Source organism: Mycobacterium europaeum (genome assembly GCF_034555895.2).
GTDB lineage: Bacteria > Actinomycetota > Actinomycetes > Mycobacteriales > Mycobacteriaceae > Mycobacterium > Mycobacterium europaeum.
The window spans coordinates 2,623,613-2,645,008 of the sequence record NZ_CP157315.1 but is presented as its reverse complement, the minus strand read 5'-3'; the positions used below and the strand labels follow the sequence as shown (position 1 = coordinate 2,645,008).

The 21,396-nt window shown below is 69.5% G+C and carries 20 protein-coding genes; 9 read left to right on the top strand and 11 right to left on the bottom strand.

Annotated elements, in window-relative coordinates; translation table 11 throughout:
* Window positions 1-27: 27 nt before the first annotated feature.
* The 5 genes from pgl to tkt are packed head-to-tail and all read right to left on the bottom strand — an operon-like array spanning window position 28 to window position 6,453.
* Window positions 28-783: a 6-phosphogluconolactonase gene (pgl, locus tag U8D42_RS11615; RefSeq protein ID WP_322861259.1), complete on the bottom strand. Its 756-nt coding sequence runs from the start codon at window positions 781-783 to the stop codon at window positions 28-30.
* A complete protein-coding gene (opcA, locus tag U8D42_RS11610; protein WP_085239633.1) occupies window positions 780-1,691 on the bottom strand; it encodes a glucose-6-phosphate dehydrogenase assembly protein OpcA in 912 nt (303 codons plus the stop codon). Before opcA ends, pgl begins: the two co-directional genes overlap by 4 nt.
* Window positions 1,688-3,232 carry a glucose-6-phosphate dehydrogenase gene (zwf, locus tag U8D42_RS11605; RefSeq protein WP_322861260.1) on the bottom strand — a complete coding sequence of 515 codons (1,545 nt, stop codon included), beginning with the start codon at window positions 3,230-3,232 and terminating at the stop codon, window positions 1,688-1,690. Before zwf ends, opcA begins: the two co-directional genes overlap by 4 nt.
* Window positions 3,229-4,347: a transaldolase gene (gene tal / locus U8D42_RS11600; protein ID WP_322861261.1), complete on the bottom strand. Its 1,119-nt coding sequence runs from the start codon at window positions 4,345-4,347 to the stop codon at window positions 3,229-3,231. The genes zwf and tal overlap by 4 nt, the downstream gene beginning before the upstream one ends.
* Before the next feature lie 15 nt (window positions 4,348-4,362).
* On the bottom strand, window positions 4,363-6,453 hold the full coding sequence (tkt, locus tag U8D42_RS11595; protein ID WP_322861262.1) for a transketolase: 2,091 nt from the start codon (window positions 6,451-6,453) through the stop codon (window positions 4,363-4,365).
* A gap of 256 nt (window positions 6,454-6,709) precedes the next feature.
* Between tkt and U8D42_RS11590 the strand changes: the two genes are divergently transcribed.
* Window positions 6,710-7,636, top strand: a complete 927-nt coding sequence (locus U8D42_RS11590; protein ID WP_322861263.1) for a heme o synthase — start codon at window positions 6,710-6,712, stop codon at window positions 7,634-7,636.
* Between the two features lie 9 nt (window positions 7,637-7,645).
* On the opposite strand, the gene U8D42_RS11585 is transcribed toward U8D42_RS11590, so the two are convergent.
* Entirely contained in the window at window positions 7,646-8,620 is a 975-nt protein-coding gene (locus U8D42_RS11585; protein ID WP_322861264.1) for a quinone oxidoreductase family protein, read from the bottom strand.
* A 19-nt stretch (window positions 8,621-8,639) separates the two neighbouring features.
* Between U8D42_RS11585 and U8D42_RS11580 the strand changes: the two genes are divergently transcribed.
* On the top strand, window positions 8,640-9,287 hold the full coding sequence (locus U8D42_RS11580; protein ID WP_322861265.1) for a hypothetical protein: 648 nt from the start codon (window positions 8,640-8,642) through the stop codon (window positions 9,285-9,287).
* Here U8D42_RS11580 and U8D42_RS11575 read toward each other — a convergent pair.
* The 4 genes from U8D42_RS11575 to mptB form a co-directional block, all read right to left on the bottom strand.
* Entirely contained in the window at window positions 9,237-10,190 is a 954-nt protein-coding gene (locus U8D42_RS11575) for a COX15/CtaA family protein (RefSeq protein ID WP_085239597.1), read from the bottom strand. The genes U8D42_RS11580 and U8D42_RS11575 overlap by 51 nt on opposite strands.
* Window positions 10,191-10,295: 105 nt before the next feature.
* Window positions 10,296-11,006, bottom strand: a complete 711-nt coding sequence (locus tag U8D42_RS11570; RefSeq protein ID WP_322861329.1) for an ABC transporter permease — start codon at window positions 11,004-11,006, stop codon at window positions 10,296-10,298.
* 65 nt (window positions 11,007-11,071) lie between these two features.
* Window positions 11,072-12,007, bottom strand: coding sequence for an ABC transporter ATP-binding protein (locus U8D42_RS11565; protein ID WP_322861266.1), 936 nt, complete (start codon window positions 12,005-12,007; stop codon window positions 11,072-11,074).
* Window positions 12,004-13,716 (bottom strand): polyprenol phosphomannose-dependent alpha 1,6 mannosyltransferase MptB, encoded by a 1,713-nt coding sequence (gene mptB / locus U8D42_RS11560; protein ID WP_085239599.1) that lies wholly within the window; start codon window positions 13,714-13,716, stop codon window positions 12,004-12,006. Before mptB ends, U8D42_RS11565 begins: the two co-directional genes overlap by 4 nt.
* 2 nt (window positions 13,717-13,718) lie before the next feature.
* Between mptB and U8D42_RS11555 the strand changes: the two genes are divergently transcribed.
* Together U8D42_RS11555 and U8D42_RS11550 are read left to right on the top strand one after the other, a co-directional pair.
* Window positions 13,719-14,558 carry an NlpC/P60 family protein gene (locus tag U8D42_RS11555; protein WP_322861267.1) on the top strand — a complete coding sequence of 280 codons (840 nt, stop codon included), beginning with the start codon at window positions 13,719-13,721 and terminating at the stop codon, window positions 14,556-14,558.
* 47 nt (window positions 14,559-14,605) lie between these two features.
* Window positions 14,606-15,448 carry a HugZ family protein gene (locus U8D42_RS11550; protein ID WP_322861268.1) on the top strand — a complete coding sequence of 281 codons (843 nt, stop codon included), beginning with the start codon at window positions 14,606-14,608 and terminating at the stop codon, window positions 15,446-15,448.
* Window positions 15,449-15,475: 27 nt separating this feature from the next.
* Here the strand turns inward: U8D42_RS11550 and U8D42_RS11545 are convergent, their stop codons facing one another.
* Entirely contained in the window at window positions 15,476-15,766 is a 291-nt protein-coding gene (locus tag U8D42_RS11545) for a hypothetical protein (RefSeq protein WP_322861269.1), read from the bottom strand.
* A 156-nt stretch (window positions 15,767-15,922) separates the two neighbouring features.
* Here U8D42_RS11545 and U8D42_RS11540 point away from each other — a divergent pair, with 156 nt between their 5' ends.
* The 5 genes from U8D42_RS11540 to U8D42_RS11520 are packed head-to-tail and all read left to right on the top strand — an operon-like array spanning window position 15,923 to window position 21,390.
* Window positions 15,923-16,723: a helix-turn-helix transcriptional regulator gene (locus U8D42_RS11540; protein WP_322861270.1), complete on the top strand. Its 801-nt coding sequence runs from the start codon at window positions 15,923-15,925 to the stop codon at window positions 16,721-16,723.
* Window positions 16,720-18,177 (top strand): Fe-S cluster assembly protein SufB, encoded by a 1,458-nt coding sequence (gene sufB / locus U8D42_RS11535; protein WP_322861271.1) that lies wholly within the window; start codon window positions 16,720-16,722, stop codon window positions 18,175-18,177. The genes U8D42_RS11540 and sufB overlap by 4 nt, the downstream gene beginning before the upstream one ends.
* Window positions 18,177-19,364: a Fe-S cluster assembly protein SufD gene (gene sufD / locus U8D42_RS11530; protein ID WP_322861272.1), complete on the top strand. Its 1,188-nt coding sequence runs from the start codon at window positions 18,177-18,179 to the stop codon at window positions 19,362-19,364. Before sufB ends, sufD begins: the two co-directional genes overlap by 1 nt.
* A complete protein-coding gene (gene sufC / locus U8D42_RS11525) occupies window positions 19,361-20,146 on the top strand; it encodes a Fe-S cluster assembly ATPase SufC (protein ID WP_322861273.1) in 786 nt (261 codons plus the stop codon). The genes sufD and sufC overlap by 4 nt, the downstream gene beginning before the upstream one ends.
* A 2-nt stretch (window positions 20,147-20,148) precedes the next feature.
* Window positions 20,149-21,390 (top strand): cysteine desulfurase, encoded by a 1,242-nt coding sequence (locus U8D42_RS11520; RefSeq protein WP_322861274.1) that lies wholly within the window; start codon window positions 20,149-20,151, stop codon window positions 21,388-21,390.
* The last annotated feature ends 6 nt before the right edge of the window (window positions 21,391-21,396 follow it).

Sequence of the window (21,396 nt, the reverse complement as noted above, 5' to 3'; positions counted from 1 at the left end):
TATCACCCGGAACGATCCGGGCGGGGGCTAGCTTGGCTGACCCGGCCGGGAGGGGAGTTTGGCCGCGGCCTCCTCGTCCAGCAGCCACAGCGTGGTTTCCTGGCCGATCGCCCCGGCGGCGGGCACCGAGACGGGCGGGGCGCCGCCGATCGCGGCGGCCACCGCGTCGGCCTTCGAAGCGCCGGACACCATCAGCCACACTTCGCGCGAACGCTGAACTGCGGGCAGGGTCAAGGTGATTCGTTGGGGCGGTGGCTTGGGGGAGTCCTCGACCGGGACCACCATGCGGCTGGCCTCCAGCACGGCGGGGGTGTCGGGGAACAGGGAGTTGATGTGGCCCTCCGGGCCCATGCCCAACAGGTGCACGTCGAAATTCGGAACCCGTTGGCCGGGGGCGGCGTTGGCGGCCAGCAGCTGTTCGTAGGCCAGCGCCGCGGCCGCGAGGTCGGTTCCGAATTCGCCGTCGCTGGCCGGCATCGTGTGCACGTGGCTGCACGGAATGTCGATCCGGTCCAGCAGCGCCGCACGCGCCTGCTTGTCGTTGCGTTCGTCGTCGCCCTCGGGGACGTAGCGTTCATCCCCCCAGAACAGGTGCACCTTGGGCCACTCGATCTCGTGGCCCACCAGGGACTCGAGCAGGCCGATGCCGGTGCCGCCGCCGGTCAGCACGACCAGCGCCCGGTCGCGGGCCGCCACGGCCTCGCCGATGGTGTCGGCCAGCCGGTTGGCCGCGGCCTCGATCAGGGCCTGAGTCTCGGGGAAAACTTCGATGATGGTGCTCACACGTACTGCACTTTCTCAATGCCTTCCAGGGCTGTCTGGTAAATCTCGTCGGGGTCGAGCCGCCGCAGGTCTTCGGCGAGGCACTCGCCGGTCTCCCTGCGCGCCAAGGGTAGTAGGGCCTCCGGCTTGGCGGTGCGGCTCAGTGTCGCCGTCCTGCCCTCCTGGGGCCGGCTCAACACGATGGTCTCGCTCTTGCGGACCAGCTCCACCTTGAGCTCGCCGACCGCCCGGCGCACCGGGCCGTCGATCCGGCTGGCCAGCCAGCCCGCGAGGATGTCAAGCGCCGGTTCGGTTTTCAGGCCGGACACCAGTGCCGACTCGATCGGTTCGTGCGGCGCCAGGTCCACGGCCGAGGTGAGCAGCGCCCGCCAATAGGTGATGCGCGCCCACGCCAGGTCGGTGTCTCCGGCGGTGTATCCGGACCGTCGGCCCTTGATCGCCGACAGCGGGTCGGTTCCCTTGGTGGCGTCGGTGATGCGCCGAATCGCCAACTTGCCCAACGGATCCTGGGCGGGAATCGCCGGGGCGATGTCCGGCCACCAGGCCACCACGGGAATGTCGGGAAGCAGGAACGGCGTCACGACGCTGGCGGCGTGCCCGGCGAGCGCCCCGGACAGGCTCAGGATCACCACCTCGGTGGCCCCGGTGTCGCCGCCCGCGCGCAACTGCGCGTCCAGGCGCGGTTCGTCGGCATACGGGTCGCCCCGCATCGTGACGATGATCCGGCTGGGATGCTCGTGGCTGGCGTTGTTGGCCGCCTCGAGCGATTCCTCGAGGATGGCGTCGCTGTCCGGCGCGATGATGAGCGTCAGCACGCGGCCCATCGTCACGGCGCCGACCTTCTCCCGCAGTTCGTCGAGCTTCTTGTTGACCGCGGTGGTGGTGGTGTCCGGCATGTCGATGATCACGGCCGCCGCCATTCGCGACCGGTCCGGCGCAGCATCTCGAACGCGGACTCCGGGCCCCACGTCCCCGCCTCGTAAGGCTCGGGCTTGCCGTCGGCCGCCCAGTTGTCGAGGACGGGATCCAATATCTCCCAGGCCAATTCGACCTCCTCGTTGACAGGGAATAGCGACGGCTCGCCCAGCAGCACGTCGAGGATCAGCTGTTCGTAGGCCTCGGGCGACTCCTCGGCGAACGCCGAGCCGTAGGAGAAGTCCATGTTGACGTCGCGGACCTCCATCGCAGTACCGGGCACCTTGGAACCGAACCGCAGCGTGATGCCCTCGTCGGGCTGCACCCGGATGACCATGGCGTTGGTACCCAGCTCGTCGGTCATGGTGGCGTCGAACGGCAGGTGCGGGGCGCGTTTGAAGATCAGCGCGATCTCGGTCACCCTGCGGCCCAGCCGTTTCCCGGTGCGCAGGTAGAACGGCACGCCGGCCCAGCGGCGGGTGTCCACCTCCAGGGTGATCGCGGCGAACGTCTCGGTGGTGGAGTCCTTGGCGAACCCCTCCTCGTCGAGCAGCCCGACGACCTTCTCGCCGCCCTGCCAGCCGCCGGTGTATTGGCCGCGGCTGGTGGTCTCGTCGAGCGGCTGGGCCAGCTGCGTCGCGGAAAGCACCTTGATCTTCTCGGTCTGCAGTGCCGCCGGGTTGAAGCTGACCGGCTCCTCCATCGCGGTCAGCGCGAGCAGCTGCATCAGGTGGTTCTGGATGACGTCGCGGGCGGCCCCGATGCCGTCGTAATAGCCTGCGCGCCCGTCTAATCCGATGTCCTCGGCCATGGTGATCTGTACGTGGTCGACGTAGTGCGCGTTCCAGATCGGATCGAACAACTGATTGGCGAACCGCAACGCCAGGATGTTGCGGACGGTCTCCTTGCCCAGATAGTGGTCGATACGGAACACCGCCTCTTCGGGGAAGACGACGTTGACCGCATGGTTGAGCGCCTGCGCGCTCTCCAGATCGTGCCCGAAGGGCTTCTCGATGACGACCCGGCTCCATCGGTCGCCCTGCGGGCGGGCCAGCCCGGACCGGTGCAGCTGGTCGCACACCACCGGAAACGACTTCGGCGGGATGGCCAGGTAGAAGGCGTGGTTGCCGCCGGTGCCGCGCTCGGCGTCCAGCTTGTCCAGGGTTTCGGCCAGCCGGCTGAACGACTCGTCGTCATCGAAAGAGCCTGGCACGAAACGGAATCCCTCGGCCAGCCGCTCCCAGTTTTCCTCCCGGAACGGCGTGCGGCAGTGATCCTTGACGGCCTGGTAGACGACTTTGCGAAAGTCCTGGGTCTCCCAGTCCCGGCGGGCGAAGCCCACCAGTGAGAAGCTGGGCGGCAGCAGCCCGCGGTTGGCCAGGTCGTAGATGGCCGGCATCACCTTCTTGCGGGCGAGGTCACCGGTGACGCCGAAGATCACCATCCCGCAGGGGCCGGCGATCCTCGGCAGCCGCTTGTCGCGCTTGTCCCGTAACGGGTTTCGCCATTCTGCAGCGGTACGGGCCGGGCTCATTTCGAGGCGGAACCCAGCTGCTTCTGCGTCTCCTCCAGCAGCTCGGTCCACGACTCCACGAACTTGTCCACGCCCTCTTTCTCCAGCACCACGAACACGTCGGTGAGGTCGATCCCGACCCCGGCCAGCTTGTCGAACACCCCTTGCGCGGCCTGCGCGGTGCCGGTGACCGTGTCGCCCTTGATCTCGCCGTGGTCGGCGACGGCGTCGATCGTCTTCTCCGGCATGGTGTTCACCGTGTTGGGCGCGACCAGTTCGGTGACGTAGAGGGTGTCGGAGTAGTCGGGGTTCTTCACCCCCGTCGACGCCCACAGCGGGCGCTGCACGCGGGCCCCGTCACCCTTGAGCGCCTCGTAGCGATCGCCGCCCTCGAACACTTCCTGGTAGGCGGCGTAGGCGAGCCGGGCGTTGGCCACACCGGCCTGGCCGCGCAGCGCGAGCGCCTCCTCGGTGCCGACCTTCTCCAGCCGCTTGTCCACCTCGGTGTCCACCCGGGACACGAAGAACGAGGCAACGGAATGGATCTTGGACAGGTCGTGACCCGCCTCCCGGGCCTTCTCCAGGCCGGCCAGGTAGGCGTCCATCACCTGGCGGTGCCGCTCGACGGAGAAGATCAGCGTGACGTTGACCGAAATCCCTTCGGCGAGAACGGCCGTGATGGCCGGGATGCCTGCCTTGGTGGCCGGGATCTTGATGAACAGGTTCGGCCGGTCGACGATCTTCCACAGCTCGACGGCCTGCGCGACGGTCTTGTCGGTCTCGTCCGCCAGCCGCGGGTCCACCTCGATGGACACCCGGCCGTCGACGCCGTCGGACGCCTCCCACTGGGGCTTGAGCACGTCGCAGGCGTTGCGCACGTCGTCGGTGGTGACGGTGCGGATGGTGGCGTCGACGTCGGCGCCGCGCTCGGCGAGCTCGGCGATCTGGCCGTCGTAGGAGTCACCCTCGGCCAGCGCCTTCTGGAAGATCGACGGGTTGGTGGTCACGCCGACGACGCTCTTGGTGTCGATCAGCTTTTGCAGGTTGCCCGACTGCAGCCGCTGGCGCGACAAGTCGTCCAGCCAAACGGAAACCCCCGCGGCGCTGAGCGCGGCGAGGTTAGGGTTCTGGGTCATGTGAACCCCCCTTTCTCAGTTGTCCACTACCTGTTCCGCGGCGGCCGCGACGGCTTCTGCGGTGAAACCGAATTCACGGAACAAAGTCTTGTAGTCGGCGGATTCGCCGTAGTGCTCGATCGACACGATCCGGCCGGTGTCGCCGACCAGCTTGTGCCAGGGCTGCGCGACGCCCGCCTCGACCGCCACCCGGGCCGACACCGACGGCGGCAGCACGCTGTCGCGGTAGTCCTCGGGCTGCGACTCGAACCATTCCACGCACGGCATGGACACCACCCGCGCGACGATGTCCTTGTCGGCCAACAACTTCTGCGCCTCCACCGCGAGCTGCACCTCCGACCCGGTGGCGATCAACACGACGTCGGGGTCCTCCGTGCCTTCGTCACCGAGGATGTAGCCGCCCTTGGCCACGCCCTCGGCGTTGGTGCCCTCGAGGATCGGCACGCCCTGCCGGGTCAGGATCAGCCCGACCGGGCCGCTGCCGTTGCCGCGGGCCAGGATCGTGCGCCAGGCGTAGGCCGTCTCGTTGGCGTCGGCCGGGCGCACCACCGACAGCTTAGGGATGGCGCGCAGCGCCGCGAGGTGCTCGATCGGCTGGTGCGTCGGCCCGTCCTCGCCGAGCCCGATGGAATCGTGCGTCCACACGTAGATGGTGTCGATGTCCATCAGCGCGGCCAGTCGCACCGCCGGGCGCATGTAGTCGGAGAACTGCAGGAACGTGCCGCCGTAAGCCCGGGTCGGGCCGTGCAGCACGATGCCGGACAGGATCGCGCCCATCGCGTGCTCGCGCACACCGAAGTGCAGCGTGCGGCCGTACCAGTCCGCGGTGTAGTCCTTGGTCGAAATGGAGGGCGGCCCAAAGGATTTGACGTTGTCCATGGTGGTGTTGTTGCTGCCCGCCAGGTCGGCCGAGCCGCCCCACAACTCGGGAAGACTGGGACCCACGGCATTGAGCACCTTGCCGGACGCCGCGCGGGTCGCCAGCGCCTTGTCGCCGGGTTCCCAGCGCGGGATGTCGGCGTCCCAGCCGTCGGGCAGCTCCTCGGCGGTCAACCGGTCCAGCAGCGCCTTGCGGTCGGGTTCGCGCTGCGTCCACGCGTCGAAGTCCGCCTGCCACTTCTCGTGCGCTTCCTTGCCCCGGTCCACCAGCTTGCGGGTGTGGGCGATGACCTCGTCGCGCACCTCGAACGTCTTGTTGGGGTCGAAGCCGAGGATCTCCTTGATGGCCGCGACTTCCTCGTCGCCCAGCGCCGCGCCGTGCGCCTTGCCGGTGTTCATCAACTTGGGCGCCGGGAAGCCGATGATGGTCCGCAACTCGATGAAGGACGGCCGGTCGGTGACCGCCTTGGCGTTGGCGATGGCCTCCTCGATCCCGACGACGTTCTCGCCGCCCTCGACCCTCTGCACGTGCCAGCCGTAGGCCTCGTAGCGCGCGGCGGTGTCCTCGCACAGCGCGATGTTGGTGTCGTCCTCGATCGAGATCTGGTTGTGGTCGTAGAAGACGATCAGGTTGCCCAGCTGCTGCACGGCGGCCAGCGACGACGCCTCCGAGGTGACGCCCTCCTCGATGTCGCCGTCGGAGGCGATCACGTAGATGAGGTGATCGAACGGGCTGGTCCCCGGGGCGGCGTCGGGGTCGAACAGGCCGCGCTCGTAGCGCGCGGCCATCGCCATGCCCACCGCCGAGGCCAGGCCCTGGCCCAACGGGCCGGTGGTGATCTCGACGCCCTTGGTGTGCCGGAACTCCGGGTGCCCGGGCGTCTTGGATCCCCAGGTTCGCAGCGACTCGATGTCGGCGAGCTCCAGGCCGAACCCGCCCAGGTACAGCTGGATGTACAGCGTCAGGCTGCTGTGGCCACACGACAACACGAACCGGTCGCGGCCCAGCCAGTAGGTGTCGCTGGGGTCGTGGCGCATCGTTCGCTGGAACAGCGTGTAGGCCAGGGGAGCCAGGCTCATCGCCGTTCCGGGGTGTCCGTTGCCGACTTTTTGGACCGCGTCGGCGGCCAGCACCCGGACGGTGTCGACGGCGGCCGAGTCGAGCTCGGACCAGTCGTCGGGGAGGTGCGGTTGGGTCAGCGTAGAGATCTCTTCGAGTGTGGTCACAGACTCAGTCCTAAGGGTCATCAAGCTGATCAATCCCACCCTAGTGCGGGATGGCCGGCTCTTGCAGTGCAGGTTTCGGGTACCCGCCGCCGGCTGGTGTGAAAATTACGCGGTGGCCCGCGACCCGTAACATTCAGTTCGGAAATCTGGGAGAAGCCTGGATGAATGGACCCTGCGGGCGGGCCATCACCGGCCCGCGGTCTACCATCGTGTGTAGTAGATGCTGCGCGCTGCTGCGACCCCGAGGAGTTATTGCGTGAGCGTTCGCGGGCGCGTCGCCCCGAGCCGGATACCGAGCCGAATACACGGCACGGTGCTGGCTTATTTGGCGCTGACCAAGCCGCGGGTCATCGAACTGTTGCTGGTGACCGCGATCCCCGCCATGCTGCTCGCCCACCGCGGCGCGGTGAACCCGCTGCTGATCTTCAACACGTTGATCGGCGGGATGCTGGCCGCCGGGGGAGCCAACACGCTCAACTGCGTGGCCGACGCGGACATCGACAAGGTGATGAAGCGCACCGCGCGCCGCCCCCTGGCGCGCGCCGCGGTGCCGACGCGCAACGCGTTGGTGTTTGGTTTGGCGCTCACGGCGGGCTCGTTCTTCTGGCTGTGGTGGACGACGAACCTGCTGTCGGGTCTGCTGGCGCTGGCCACCATCGCCTTCTACGTGTTCGTCTACACGCTGCTGCTCAAGCGCCGCACGTCGCAGAACGTCGTATGGGGCGGGGCGGCCGGCTGCATGCCGGTGATGATCGGCTGGTCGGCCGTCACCGGCACCATCGGCTGGCCGGCGCTGGTGATGTTCGCCATCATCTTCTTCTGGACGCCGCCGCACACCTGGGCGCTGGCGATGCGCTACAAGGACGACTACAAGGCGGCCGGTGTGCCGATGCTGCCCGCCGTGGCGACCGAGCGTCAGGTCACCAAGCACATCCTCGTCTACACGTGGCTGACGGTGCTGTCGACGCTGGCGCTGGCCCTGGCCACCGGCTGGCTGTACGCGGCGGTCGCCGTCGTCGCCGGGGTCTGGTTCCTGGCGATGGCCCACCAGCTGTACACCGGGGTTCGCGCCGGCGAGCCCGTCAAGCCGCTGCGGTTGTTCCTGCAATCGAACAACTACCTCGCGGTGGTGTTCTGCGCGTTGGCGGTCGACTCGGTGATCGCGCTGCCGCACCTGTTCTGACGCCGCCGTTCAGGGCAGCAGCACGATCGAGCCGGCGGTCTTGCGGCCCTGCAGGTCCCGGTGGGCGCGCGCGGCCTCGGCGAGCGGATACCGCCCACCGACCTCGATGGTGATGGCCCCGCCGACGATCGCGTCGAACAATTCCTCTGCCCGCCAACTGAATTCCTGGCCGGTGCGAATGAAGTGCGCCAGTGACGGCCGGGTCAAGAACACCGAGCCGGCGGCGTTGAGACGCTGAGGATCGAACGGCGGAACGGGTCCGCTGGCCGCCCCGAACAGCGCCAGTGTGCCGCGCACGGCCAGGCTGGCCAGGCTCGCGTCGAAGGTGGTGGCGCCGACGCCGTCGTACACGGCCTCGACGCCGGCGCCGTCGGTGAGCCCGCGGATCTGCCTGCCGAACTCTTCGGCGTCCTCGGGGTAGGACAGCACCTCGTCCGCACCGGCCTGCCTGGACAGCCGGGCCTTCTCCGGGGTGGAGACCGTGGTGATGACCCGCGCGCCGAGCAGGTGCGCCCACTGCGTCAGGATCAGCCCGACGCCGCCCGCGCCCGCGTGCACCAGCACCGTGTCGCCGGCCTGCACCGGATACACCGAATTCAGCAGGTAGTGCGCCGTCAGGCCCTTCAGCAGCACCGACGCCGCCACGTCGGAACTCACCCCGTCCGGCACGTGTGCGGTCAAAAACGCTGGGGCGGTGGCGTACTCGGCGTAACCGCCGGACGCCGACGCGCTGACCACCCGGTCGCCGACGCTGAAGCCGTCGGTGTCGTCACCGGTCGCGGCGACGGTGCCGCACAGCTCGGAACCGAGGATGAACGGCAACTCGCGCGGGTACTGCCCCGAGCGGAAGTAGGTGTCGATGTAGTTGACGCCGACCGCGCCGGCCTTGATCAGCACCTCGCCGGGACCGGGCACCGGTTGTGGCGCGTCGACGTAGCGCAGCACCTCGGGGCCGCCGGTTTCCCTGACTTCGATTGCGTGCATGTGCTTATCATGCCCGGGCATGAAACTCGCCCGCCCGGACATCTTCCATCCCCGCATCGTGCTGGCGGGGCCCGGCGGCGATCCCGGCGACGCCGGCCTGGTCCCCGGACTGCGGGGCCGCGGGCTGCACGCCCACTGGCTGGCGTGGGACGACCCGGAGACGCTGCGCGCCGACCTGGTGATTCTGCGCGCCTCCGCGGACGGCGGCCGGCGCGACGAATTCCTGGCCTGGACCCGTCGAGTGCGCCACCTGCTCAACCCGCCCGACGCGGTCGCCTGGAACCTCGACGAGCGGTATCTGCGTGACCTCGATAACGACGGGGTCCCGACCCGCCCGGGCGGGACGGCGCAGGCGGCGCTGATCTTCCTGGGCGGCAAGCAGTCCCACGCCTGGCCGGTCGACCCGGACTTCGAGTGGTGGGACCTCGGTTACGCCGCGATCGCGTCGGCCGCCGAGCGCTCCGGAGTCGCTGTCCGCGAGTTGCTGTACGCGCGCGCCGACGTGAGCGGGGACGGGCTGGTGCGGCTGGACCTCGTCGCGCCGCCGCTGGGCTGGCAGCACCTGGACGCCGCCACCCGGGAGCGCGCCGAGCGCGACTTCGCGCTCGCCGTCGAGTCAGCCTGCGAGCGGCTGGGGCTCGGCCCGCTCTCGCATCGAGGCCCATAGCGCGGCCGTGGCCGCGGTGCACGCGGCGGCGCCGGCGACGTGCAGGGCGACCAGGGCGGCGGGCACCCCGGTGAAGTACTGGGCGGTGCCGACGGCGGCCTGCGCGCAGACCAGCGCGAGCAGCACGATCAGCCGGCGCAGGATCGGCCGCGCGGCGTGCACGGCCAGCAGCCCGAAGCCGAGCCCGACCAGCAGGGCGAGGTAGGCGACCAGCAGCGACGAGTGCGCGTGCACCAGGGTCTCGACCGCGATTTCGAGGCGGGGCACCGTCCGGGTGGGGCTGCGGTCGCCCGCGTGCGGACCGGCCGCCGTCACCAGCGTGCCGGTGACCAGCACCACCGCCAGATCCAGGCCGATCAGTGCGGTCAGGGCGCGCAGCGGCTTGGGCACGCGCCGCTGCGGCACACCGTCGTCGGGCTCGCCGATCTTGACGTAGAGCAACACCGACAGCCACACCATCGTCATCGAGGTCAGCAGATGGATGGCCACCGTCCACCACAGCAGCCCGGTGCGCACGGTGATGCCGCCGATCACCGCCTGCACCACCGTCGACACCGGCATGAGCCACGCATAGATCAGGACTTCCCGGCGCCGCCGGGCCCGGGTCACGGCCAGCACGGCCAGCGCCGCCGCGATGACCACCGCGAAGGTGATCATGCGGTTGCCGAACTCGACCGCCTGGTGAATGCGCGGCACCTCGGCGTGCGCGACCGGGGTGAAGCTGCCCGGAAAGCACTGCGGCCAGGTCGGACAACCCAACCCCGACGCGGTGACGCGGACGATCGCCCCGGTGACGGCGATGGTGCCCTGGGTGAGGACGACGGCCGCGGCGACGAGGCGCTGGGCGCGCACGCTCGGGTTGGGAAGCAGGTCCACCAACCGCATCAGCGTTCGTCCGGGCATGGCCCGATGGTAGGCCAACGAAAACTACATCCTGTAGTAAGCCCTGCCGTCACCAGACATAAACCAAGCCGACCCCGAGCCGAGCCCCGCCGAGCCGAGCCCGCGTCAGGTGAACCGAAACCAGCGCCGCGCGGCGAGCGCGGCGAGCGCCCCCCACACGGCCAGGACGACTACCCCGAACCAATCCACCGACAGCGCCATCGCCCGCGACAGCGCCTCGGTGAGCGCGCCCGACGGGGTGAGCCGGGCCGCCCACTTGACCCCGGTCGGGATCATCCCGCTCTCCACCGTCAGCGCGCCGAGGCCGGCGAAGACGAACCACAGCAGGTTGGCGACGGCGAGCACGATCTCGGCCCGCAGCGTGCCGCCGAGCAACAGCCCGAGGGCCGCGAAACCCGCGGTGCCCAGCGCGATGACCGCCGCGCCCAGCGCCAGTGCGGCCAGGGCCGGCCGCCAGCCCAGCGCAAACCCGATGGCCCCCAACAGGATCGCCTGCAGGAACACCACCGTGACCACGGCCAGCGACTTTCCGGCGATGATGCCCCAGACCGGCAGCGGGGTCGCCCCCAGCCGTTTGAGCGCGCCGTAGCGCCGGTCGAAGGCGACCGCGATGGCCTGCCCGGTGAACGCGGTCGAGATCACCGCGAGGGCCATGATGACCGGGACGAAGGTGGCGGCGCGGTTATGGCCGAACGACCCGAACGGCAAGAGCGTGAGCCCGACCAGCAGCGTGATCGGGATGAACATGGTCAGCAGCAGCTGCTCGCCGTTGCGGAGCAGCAGCTTGAGCTCCAGGCGGAACTGGGCGGCCAGCATCCGCGGGACGGGGGCCGGGCGCGGGTCGGGGGTGAAGGTTCCCGTGGGGAAGACGCTCGATTCGGTCACTGCCGCAACTTCCTGCCGGTGAGGTCGAGGAACACGTCCTCGAGGCTGCGCTGCTCGACGCGCATGTCGGTGGCCAGCACGTCGATCCGCGCGCACCACGCCGTGACGGTGGCCAGCACCTGCGGGTCGACCGGGCCCTCGACCAGGTACTCGCCCGGCGTCACCTCGCTGGCCCGGTAGTCCTCCGGCAGGGCGGCGGCCAGCAGCGACAGGTCGAGCCGCGGCGGCGCGGTGAACCGCAATTCGTCCTTGGCGCCCGCGCGCATCAGCTCGGCCGGTGTGCCGGCGGCCACCGTCGCGCCGTGGTCGATGATGACCAGCCGGTCGGCGAGTTCCTCGGCCTCCTTGAGCTGGTGGGTGGTCAGCACCACCGTCACACCGTCGCGGCGCAGCGCGTCGATCAGTTCCCACACCAGCAGCCGGGCGTGCGCGTCCAGGCCCGCGGTCGGCTCGTCGAGGAAGACCAGCTCGGGCCGGCCGACCAGCGCGCACGCCAGCGCCAACCGCTGCTGCTGCCCGCCGGACAGCCGCCGGTACGTGGTGCGCGCGGCGTCGGTGAGGCCCAGGGTGTCCAGCAGCCAGGCCGGGTCCAGGGGGTCGGCGGCGTAGGAGGCGACCAGCTCGAGCATTTCGCCGGCGCGCGCGGAGGGATAACCGCCGCCGCCCTGCAGCATCACGCCCATGCGGGTACGCAGGCGGGCGTTGTCGGCGATCGGGTCCAGCCCGAGCACCTCGATGGTGCCGGCGTCCGGGCGCACGAAGCCCTCGCACATTTCGACCGTCGTGGTCTTGCCGGCCCCGTTGGGGCCCAGCAGGGCGAGCACTTCGGCGGCGTGCACCTCGAGGTCGAGATCGGCGACGGCCGTGGTGGATCCGTAGTGCTTGCTCACCCCGCGCAGTCGTACGACTGTTTCAGGAACGTCCGAGCTCACGTGGAATCAGCGTAGGCGTCGGGCACCGCCTCGGAACGCGGGGTGGCCCGGGTGGTCTGGGTGGTCTCGGCCGCCGGGGCGGTCTCGACGGCGTCGGGAGGCGCTTCGGCGGCGTCGGCCGGCAGCCGCCGCCATGGCAGCCGGGTGTAGGTCAGCGCAATGAGCGCCGCCACGATGACGGTGCTGGCCAGGGTGGCGTCCACGATCTGGAACAGCGCGAAGCGGTCCCCGTTGGCCGTCGGGCCGAAGATCCCGACGACGAGGGTGATGACGATGACCGCCGCCCGGAACCCGCTGCGGGTCGCCCAGGCGGCCAGCGGGATGATCGCCCACAGCAGGTACCAGGGCTGCACGACGGGAAACAACAGCACGGTGACGCCCAGCGCCACGCCCAGGCCACCGATCGGGTGCAGGCGGCCGCGGAAGACGGCCACCAGCAGCCAGCCCACCATCACCGTGATGATCAGCACACCGATAAAACGGGTGAGCCCCAGCACCGCGGTGGTGTGATCGCCGAGCCCCAGCAGGATCCCCACCTGCCCGGTGCCCAGGGCCAGCAGCGTCGGCGGCGACAACCAGCTGCGCACGACGTTGGCGGTGCCGAGGGTGTAGATCCAGCCGAACCCGAGCCCGCTGGCCCAGCCGACGACCGCCATCACCGCCAACGACAGCGCGGTCATCGCGCCGCCCGCCAGCAGCAGCGCCCGCAGGTTCCCCCCGCAGCGGTAGGCCAGGGCCATCGTGACGAACCCGAGCGCCAGCAGCGACGGCAGCTTCACCTGCGACGACAGCGTGATCAGGACGGCGCCGGCCAGCAGCATGCCCAGCGGCTCCCAGTCGGGGCCGGGCCGCCAGGAGGCGGGGAACAGCCGCGGCGCGTCGATGCCGCGCAGCGCGAACTCGGCCCCGGCCAGCATCAGCCCGAGCATCAGCGCCTCGTTGTGCACGCCGGCGACCAGATGCATGATCAGCAGCGGGTTGGCCGCGCCCAGCCACAGCGCGCTGACCTCGGCGACGCCGCAGCGCCGGGCCAGCCGCGGTGTCGCCCACACGATCAGTCCCACGCCGATCAGCTCCACCAGCCGGTGACACAGCACGGCGGCGACGATGTTCTCCCCGGTGATCGCCGAGATGCCGCGGCCGATCCACAGGAACAGCGGGCCGTAGGGCGCCGGCGTCTCCCGCCACAAGGTGGGCACCGACAGCGTGAACACGTGCGACAGGCCCAGGCCGGACGCCGGACCCACCCGGTAGGGGTCGAGCCCTTCCAGCGAGATCTGGCTCTGGGCCAGGTAGGAGTAGACGTCCTTGCTGTACATCGGCGGCGCGATCAGCAGCGGCAGCACCCACAGCAGCAGGGTGCGGTCCAGGTCGCCGCGCGACATCCGCCTGCTGCCCAACGCAAACCGGCCGAGCATCAGCCAGGCCAGCGCCATCATGACCGCGCCGGTCGTCGTCATCGTCAATGACACCGTCTGGATCCGGGACGGCAGGTTGAGCAACCGCACGCCGAAGGTGGGGTCCTGCACTACGGGCCGGGCTCCGGCGCCCAGCGCGCCGATCGCCATCAGGATGGTGCCGGTCGCCCCGAACAGGCGGGTGCGCTGCAGCGCGGTCAGCTCGGTATCGTTCAGCGGCGTGCCCACCGCCTGCTCGTCGCCATGCAGGCTGGCGATCGACGAGCTCAGCGCGTGGTGGCGGGCTGCCATCCGTGCAGCTTAGCTGCCGGGGGCTCGCCGCCCGCCGGCTCGCCGTCGCTATCACGTCGGTGCTGTGCCTCGCGGCTCCGACCTGGACGCCGGCCGGGCCGGCTCGTGGCGACCACGGCGAGGCGTCCTACCGCTTTTCCTGCACCTGGGGCTCATTGACGGCGGACTTCGCCGGCCGCGACGCGCTGCCGCAAACCGACGACCCCCCGGCCCGGTGGTACCGCACCGACGCCGAAGGTCAATACGTGAACCGAGGATGGGGACCACGCGCGAAAGCCCTGCCGCCGCCGAGCATTCCGCAGGACGCGCGTTGCGATCCCGCCGCCTGGAAGCGGGAACGGATCCTCGCGGTGGCGATGCGCTACATCTACGCGCCCGGCAACCCGCTGGGGCTGCAATACCGCCACCATCACATCCCCGTATGGGAGCCACCGGCCTCGACGTATGCCGGTGTGTCCGAAGAGAATCCCGATGCCGATGCACCACCCGGGCCGACGGCCTGGGGTCCCGGACGAGGTCTGGACTGTTCTAATTTCACCGCTTGGATCTACAACTACGGTCTGGGCATCAAGTTCGGCGGCAATGTCCACCAACAAGCGGACGGCACCGCCGGTCCGATGGGCCGACGCATCCCGACAGAGGGGCCGTTCCAGCTCGGGGATTTGATCTATCTGCACCCCAACGGAAATCCCGGCCAGGCCTCGCACGTGGTCCTTTACGTCGACGACGGTCACATCATCGACAGCCGGGTCAGCGCCCAGAACCTCATCGGAGTCCAGGTCCGGGATCGGGTCGGCTGGTACCGCGACGCCGTAATCGTCGCGTGGCGGCCGATCGGCTGAGACGACTCCACGGCGGATCGGGATTGCTCACGCGTAGCCTCGCGTTCGTGGCGATTCGCGACCATGGCGACCCCGGGGACGCACCCTCCGTGCCGCCACCCCTGTGCCCGCCGGCTAACGACGCCCGCCCGTCCGCGGCGGAGCAGGCCCGTACCATCGCCGCCGCCACCAATGCCGCCACGCTGGCCACGTTGACCGCTGACGGCGACCCGTGGGCGTCGTTGGTGACCTATGGACTGCTGGGCGGGATGCCAGTGCTGTGCGTCTCGAGCCTGGCCGAGCACGGCCGCAACCTGGCGCGAGACCCGAGGGCCAGCCTGTCCATCGTGGCGGCGAGCGGCGACACCGACCCACTGGCCGGCAGTCGAATCACCCTGGCCGGGCGGGTCGCGAAGCCCACGGGCTCGGAGCACGACGACGCCCGGACGGCATACCTGGCGGCGGTGCCCGCCGCCCGGCACTACCTGGACTTCAGCGATTTCAGCCTGTGGGTGCTACGGGTTCAGCGGCTGCGATGGGTAGGTGGATACGGCCGGATGGACTCGGCCACCGGCGATCAGTATGCCGCCGCTTCCCCAGACCCGGTTGCGCCGACGGCTGCCCGGGCCCTCGCGCATCTCAACACCGACCACGCCGACTCCCTGGCTGCCATGGCCCGGATCTTCGGCGGTTACCCCGACACCGACACCGCGATGTGTACCGGCGTCGACCAATATGGCCTGGATCTGCGGGTGCACACCCCCCGCGGTGTGGCCTACACCCGGGTCGGGTTTCCCGCACGGCTGGAATCTGCCGACGAGTTGCGTTCGGCGACAGCGGGATTAGCCCGGGCCGCGAACTCGGCTATCGAGAACACGGCCCGGACTAAAGGGCTTGATCTGCAACGCTGAAGACAAGCCGGCAAGACCCCGCCCCGGTTACTTCTGTTCGCCGTCAGCCTTGCTCAGCGCCCGGTCCGCGGTCGCGACCAGCCTGCGGTTGAACTGATACTGGGCGGCGACGAACTTGTCGGCCAGTTCGATGGCGGCGTCGACAATCTTGGTGCGCAGCGGTTGCACCGCCTCCGGGATTGCCTCGTCAAGGGTCTTGTGGAACGCGCGAAGCGCCTCCGCCGCGGCGTGCTGGCCCGCTTTGGCCGATTCGCGTACCTCGTCGAGCAGGTCGGTCGAACGCGATGCGCCGGACGTCGATTCAGTCGTGTCAGGCATGCCAGTTCCTTCCTGGGGTTGTTTCTTTCACTAGCGCCGCCGACGCTATTCGGCGCGGCGGGCCGCGCACTACGGGCGAAGGTCCCCATCGTCGCTGCCAATGGTCTTCCGCAACGGGCGTAATGTGACCAGCGCAACGGACCGCTCAGGGCACCCTTGGTAGACCGATCCCCGGAATTGCGTCACACTGGTGTTGTGAAATTCCGGACCGGTCTCGACGATGCCGCCGTGAGCGCGGCGTCCGTTGCGGTGCCGGATGGTCAGACGCGTCGCGCCATCGTGCGCCTGCTGTTGGAGTCCGGAACGATCACCGCCGGTGAGATCGGCGACCGGCTAGGGCTGGCGGCCGCCGGTGTGCGGCGCCATCTCGACGCCCTGATCGAGGCGGGCGACGCCGAATCGGTGCCCGCCGCGTCCTGGCAGCAGGCGGGACGCGGGCGCCCCGCCAAGCGGTTCCGGCTGACGGCGGCGGGCCGCGCCAAGCTCGAGCACGCCTATGACGACCTGGCGGCGGCGGCCATGCGGCAGCTCCGCGAGATCGGCGGGGAGGACGCCGTCCGCACGTTCGCCCGGCAGCGCATCGACACGATCCTGGGCGGCGTGCCGGCCGCGGGCAGCGACGACGACGCCGAAGTCGAGGCCGCCGCCGAGCGGGTGGCCGGCGCGCTCACCAAGGCGGGTTACGTCGCTACCACGGCACGCGTGGGCGGCCCGATCCACGGCGTGCAGATCTGCCAGCACCACTGCCCGGTGTCGCACGTCGCCGAGGAATTCCCGGAGCTGTGCGAGGCCGAGCAGCAGGCCATGGCCGAGGTGCTCGGGACCCACGTGCAGCGGCTGGCGACCATCGTCAACGGGAACTGCGCCTGCACCACCCACGTGCCTCTTACTGTCCCTAGTTCGAAGGCGCCCAGCCCGCGCCCCGACCCCACGAGCATCGAAGGAGCGTCGCTATGACCCTCACCCCCGAGGCCCAGCAGGCCATCAGGACGGCAGACGGGCCGTTGACCCAGGAGGAGGCCATCGCCTCCCTGGGCCGTTACGGCTACGGCTGGGCGGACTCGGACGTCGCGGGCGCCAGCGCACAGCGCGGGCTGTCCGAGGCGGTGGTCCGCGACATCTCGGCGAAGAAGAACGAGCCCGACTGGATGCTGCAGACGCGCCTGAAGGCGCTGCGCATCTTCGACCGCAAGCCGATGCCGACGTGGGGCTCCAACCTCGAGGGCATCGACTTCGACAACATCAAGTACTTCGTGCGGTCCACCGAGAAGCAGGCCGCCACGTGGGATGACCTGCCCGAGGACATTCGGAACACCTACGACAGGCTGGGCATCCCGGAAGCCGAGAAGCAGCGCCTGGTGGCCGGTGTGGCCGCGCAGTACGAGTCCGAGGTGGTCTACCACCAGATCCGGGAGGACCTGGAGTCCCAGGGCGTCATCTTCGTCGACACCGACACCGGGCTGCGCGAGCACAACGATCTCTTCCAGCAGTACTTCGGCACGGTGATCCCGGCGGGGGACAACAAGTTCTCCGCGCTGAACACCGCGGTGTGGAGTGGCGGCTCGTTCATCTACGTCCCGCCGGGCGTGCACGTCGACATCCCGCTGCAGGCCTACTTCCGGATCAACACCGAGAACATGGGCCAGTTCGAGCGGACGCTGATCATCGTCGACGAGGGCGCCTACGTGCACTACGTGGAGGGCTGCACCGCGCCGATCTACAAGTCGGATTCGCTGCACTCGGCGGTGGTGGAGATCATCGTCAAGCCCGGCGGCCGCTGCCGTTACACCACCATCCAGAACTGGTCGAACAACGTCTACAACCTGGTCACCAAGCGGGCCCGCGCGGAAGCCGGCGCCACCATGGAGTGGGTCGACGGCAACATCGGGTCCAAGGTGACCATGAAGTACCCGGCGGTGTGGATGACCGGGGAGCACGCCAAGGGTGAGGTGTTGTCGATCGCCTTCGCCGGCGAGGGTCAGCACCAGGATGCCGGCGCCAAGATGCTGCACCTGGCGCCGAACACGTCGAGCAACATCGTCTCGAAGTCGGTGGCCCGCGGCGGCGGCCGGACCTCCTACCGCGGCCTGGTGCAGGTGAACAAGGGCGCGCACGGCTCCCGCTCCAGCGTGAAATGCGATGCGCTGCTAGTTGACACGATCAGCCGCAGCGACACCTACCCCTACGTCGACATCCGCGAGGACGACGTCACCATGGGCCACGAGGCCACCGTGTCCAAGGTCAGCGACAACCAGTTGTTCTACCTGATGAGCCGCGGGCTGACCGAGGACGAGGCGATGGCGATGGTGGTGCGCGGCTTCGTCGAGCCGATCGCCAAGGAACTGCCCATGGAGTACGCCCTCGAGCTCAACCGGCTGATCGAGCTGCAGATGGAAGGTGCGGTCGGCTAGTGACGGGATTGACTGAGGCGGTTGAGGGTTCGGCCCTCGCCGCAGCTAACAAGGGTGAGCTGTTCGCGTCCTTCGACGTGGACGCCTTCGAGGTACCCAGCGGGCGCGACGAGATCTGGCGGTTCACCCCGCTGCGGCGGCTGCGCGGCCTGCACGACGGCTCGGCCCGGGCCACGGGCGCGGCGCGGATCGACGTCAGCGAACAGCCCGGCGTGCGGGTCGAGACCGTCCGCCGCGGTGACGAGCGGCTCGGCCGCGGCGGCGTGCCCACCGACCGTGTTGCCGCGCAAGCGTTTTCGTCGTTCAATTCCGCGACGCTGGTGAGCGTCGGCAGGGACACGCAGGTCGCCGAGCCGGTCAACATCACCGTGACGGGTCCCGGGGCCGGCGCGGTGGCCTACGGGCACCTGCAGATCAGCGTCGCCGAACTCGGCGAGGCGGTCGTGGTGATCGACCACCGGGGCAGCGGAACCTACGCCGACAACGTCGAATTCATCGTCGGCGACGCCGCCCGGCTCACCGTCGTGTGGGTCGCAGACTGGGCCGACGACATGGTGCACCTGTCCGCGCACCACGCCAGGCTGGGCAAGGACGCGGTGCTGCGGCACGTCGCCGTCACCCTCGGCGGCGAGGTGGTGCGGATGTCGGCCAACGTGCGGTACGCCGCCCCGGGCGGGGACGCGGAGCTGCTCGGGCTGTACTTCGCCGACGATGGGCAGCACCTGGAGTCGCGGCTGCTGGTCGACCACGCGCAGCCCAACTGCAAATCCAACGTGCTCTACAAGGGTGCGCTGCAAGGAGATCCGGCGTCGGAGCGGCCCGATGCGCACACCGTCTGGGTGGGTGACGTGCTGATCCGCGCCGAGGCCACCGACACCGAGACCTTCGAGGTGAACCGCAACCTGGTGCTCACCGACGGGGCGCGCGCCGACTCGGTGCCCAACCTCGAGATCGAGACCGGCGAGATCGTCGGTGCCGGACACGCCAGCGCCACCGGGCGTTTCGACGACGAGCAACTGTTCTACCTGCGGGCGCGCGGTATCCCGGAAGACCAGGCACGGCGGCTGGTGGTGCGCGGCTTCTTCGGCGAGATCATCTCCAAGATCGCCGTGCCCGACATCCGGGAACGCTTGACCGCCGCCATCGAACACGAACTGGAAATCACGGAGAAGACAACAGCCTCATGACCACACTCGAGATCAAAGACCTGCACGTCAGCGTCGAAGACCCCAACGCCCCGGAGGGGAACCGCGAGATCCCCATCCTCAACGGTGTCAATCTGACCGTCAATTCCGGTGAGACGCATGCGGTGATGGGGCCGAACGGGTCGGGCAAGTCGACGCTGTCCTACGCCATCGCCGGTCACCCGAAGTATCGGGTGACGTCCGGGTCGATCACGCTGGACGGCCAGAACGTGCTGGACATGAGCGTCGACGAGCGCGCCCGCGCCGGACTGTTCCTGGCCATGCAGTACCCCGTCGAGGTGCCGGGCGTGTCGATGTCGAACTTCCTGCGCAGCGCCGCCACCGCCGTCCGCGGCGAGCCGCCGAAACTGCGACACTGGGTCAAGGAGGTCAAGGCCGCCATGGCCGACCTCGACATCGACCCGGCGTTCGCCGAACGCAGTGTCAACGAAGGATTTTCGGGCGGCGAGAAGAAGCGCCACGAGATCCTGCAACTGGGACTGCTCAAGCCCAAGATCGCCATCCTCGACGAGACCGACTCCGGCCTGGACGTCGACGCGCTGCGCGTGGTCAGCGAGGGCGTCAACCGCTACGCCGAGGCCGAGCACGGCGGCATCCTGCTGATCACCCACTACACCCGGATCCTGCGCTACATCCGGCCGCAGTTCGTGCACGTCTTCGTCGGCGGCCGGATCGTCGAATCCGGCGGTCCGGAGTTGGCCGACGAACTCGAGGAGAACGGCTACGTGCGCTTCACCGAAGCGGCGGCGGCCGCAGGGGCGTAGGCATGAATGCACTGGACGTCGACGCCATCCGCGCTGACTTTCCGATCTTGAAGCGCGTGATGCGCGGCGGAAAGCAGTTGGCGTACCTGGATTCCGGCGCGACGTCGCAGCGACCGTTGCAGGTGCTCGACGCCGAGCGGGAGTTCTTGATCACCTCCAACGGCGCGGTGCACCGCGGGGCGCATCAGCTGATGGAGGAGGCGACCGACGCCTACGAGCAGGGCCGCGCCGACATCGCGGCGTTCGTCGGTGCCGGTGCAGACGAGCTGGTGTTCACCCGCAACGCCACCGAGGCGCTCAATCTGGCGTCGTACGTGCTGGGGGACAACAGGTTTGACCGTGCCGTCGGCCAGGGTGACGTCATCGTCACCACCGAGCTCGAGCACCACGCCAACATCGTCCCGTGGCAGGAGCTGGCCCGCCGCACCGGTGCCACGCTGCGCTGGTACGGCGTCACCGACGACGGGCGCATCGACCTGGACTCGCTGGAACTCGACGAGCGCGTGAAGGTCATTGCCTTCAGCCATCACTCGAACGTGACGGGTGCGGTGGCGCCGGTGGCCGAACTGGTCGGCCGCGCCAAGGCGGTGGGGGCCGTGACGGTGCTGGACGCCTGCCAGTCGGTGCCGCACCAGCCCGTGGACCTGCACGCGCTCGACGTCGACTTCGCCGCGTTCTCCGGACACAAGATGTTGGCCCCCAACGGGGTAGGCGTGCTCTACGCCCGTCGCGAGGTGCTTTCGGAGCTGCCCCCCTTCCTCACCGGTGGGTCGATGATCGAGACGGTGACCATGGAGACGTCCACCTACGCGCCCGCACCGCAACGGTTCGAGGCCGGCACGCCGATGACCTCCCAGGTGGTCGGGCTGGGCGCCGCGGCGCGGTACCTGAATGCCATCGGCATGGACGCGGTCGAGGCGCACGAGCGCGAGCTGGTCGCCGCGGCCATCGACGGGCTCTCGCGCATCGACGCCGTGCGGATCGTCGGGCCCACCACGATGGAGAACCGGGGCTCGCCCGTCTCGTTCGTCGTGGACGGCGTGCACGCGCACGACGTCGGGCAGGTGCTCGACGACGACGGCGTCGCGGTGCGGGTGGGGCATCACTGCGCGATGCCGCTGCACCGCCGGTTCGGCGTGGCGGCGACCGCTCGGGCGTCGTTCGCCGTGTACAACACCCTCGACGAGGTCGAGCGTCTGGTGGCCGGCGTGCGACGCGCGCTCGATTTCTTTGGGAGCGAATGACCCGTG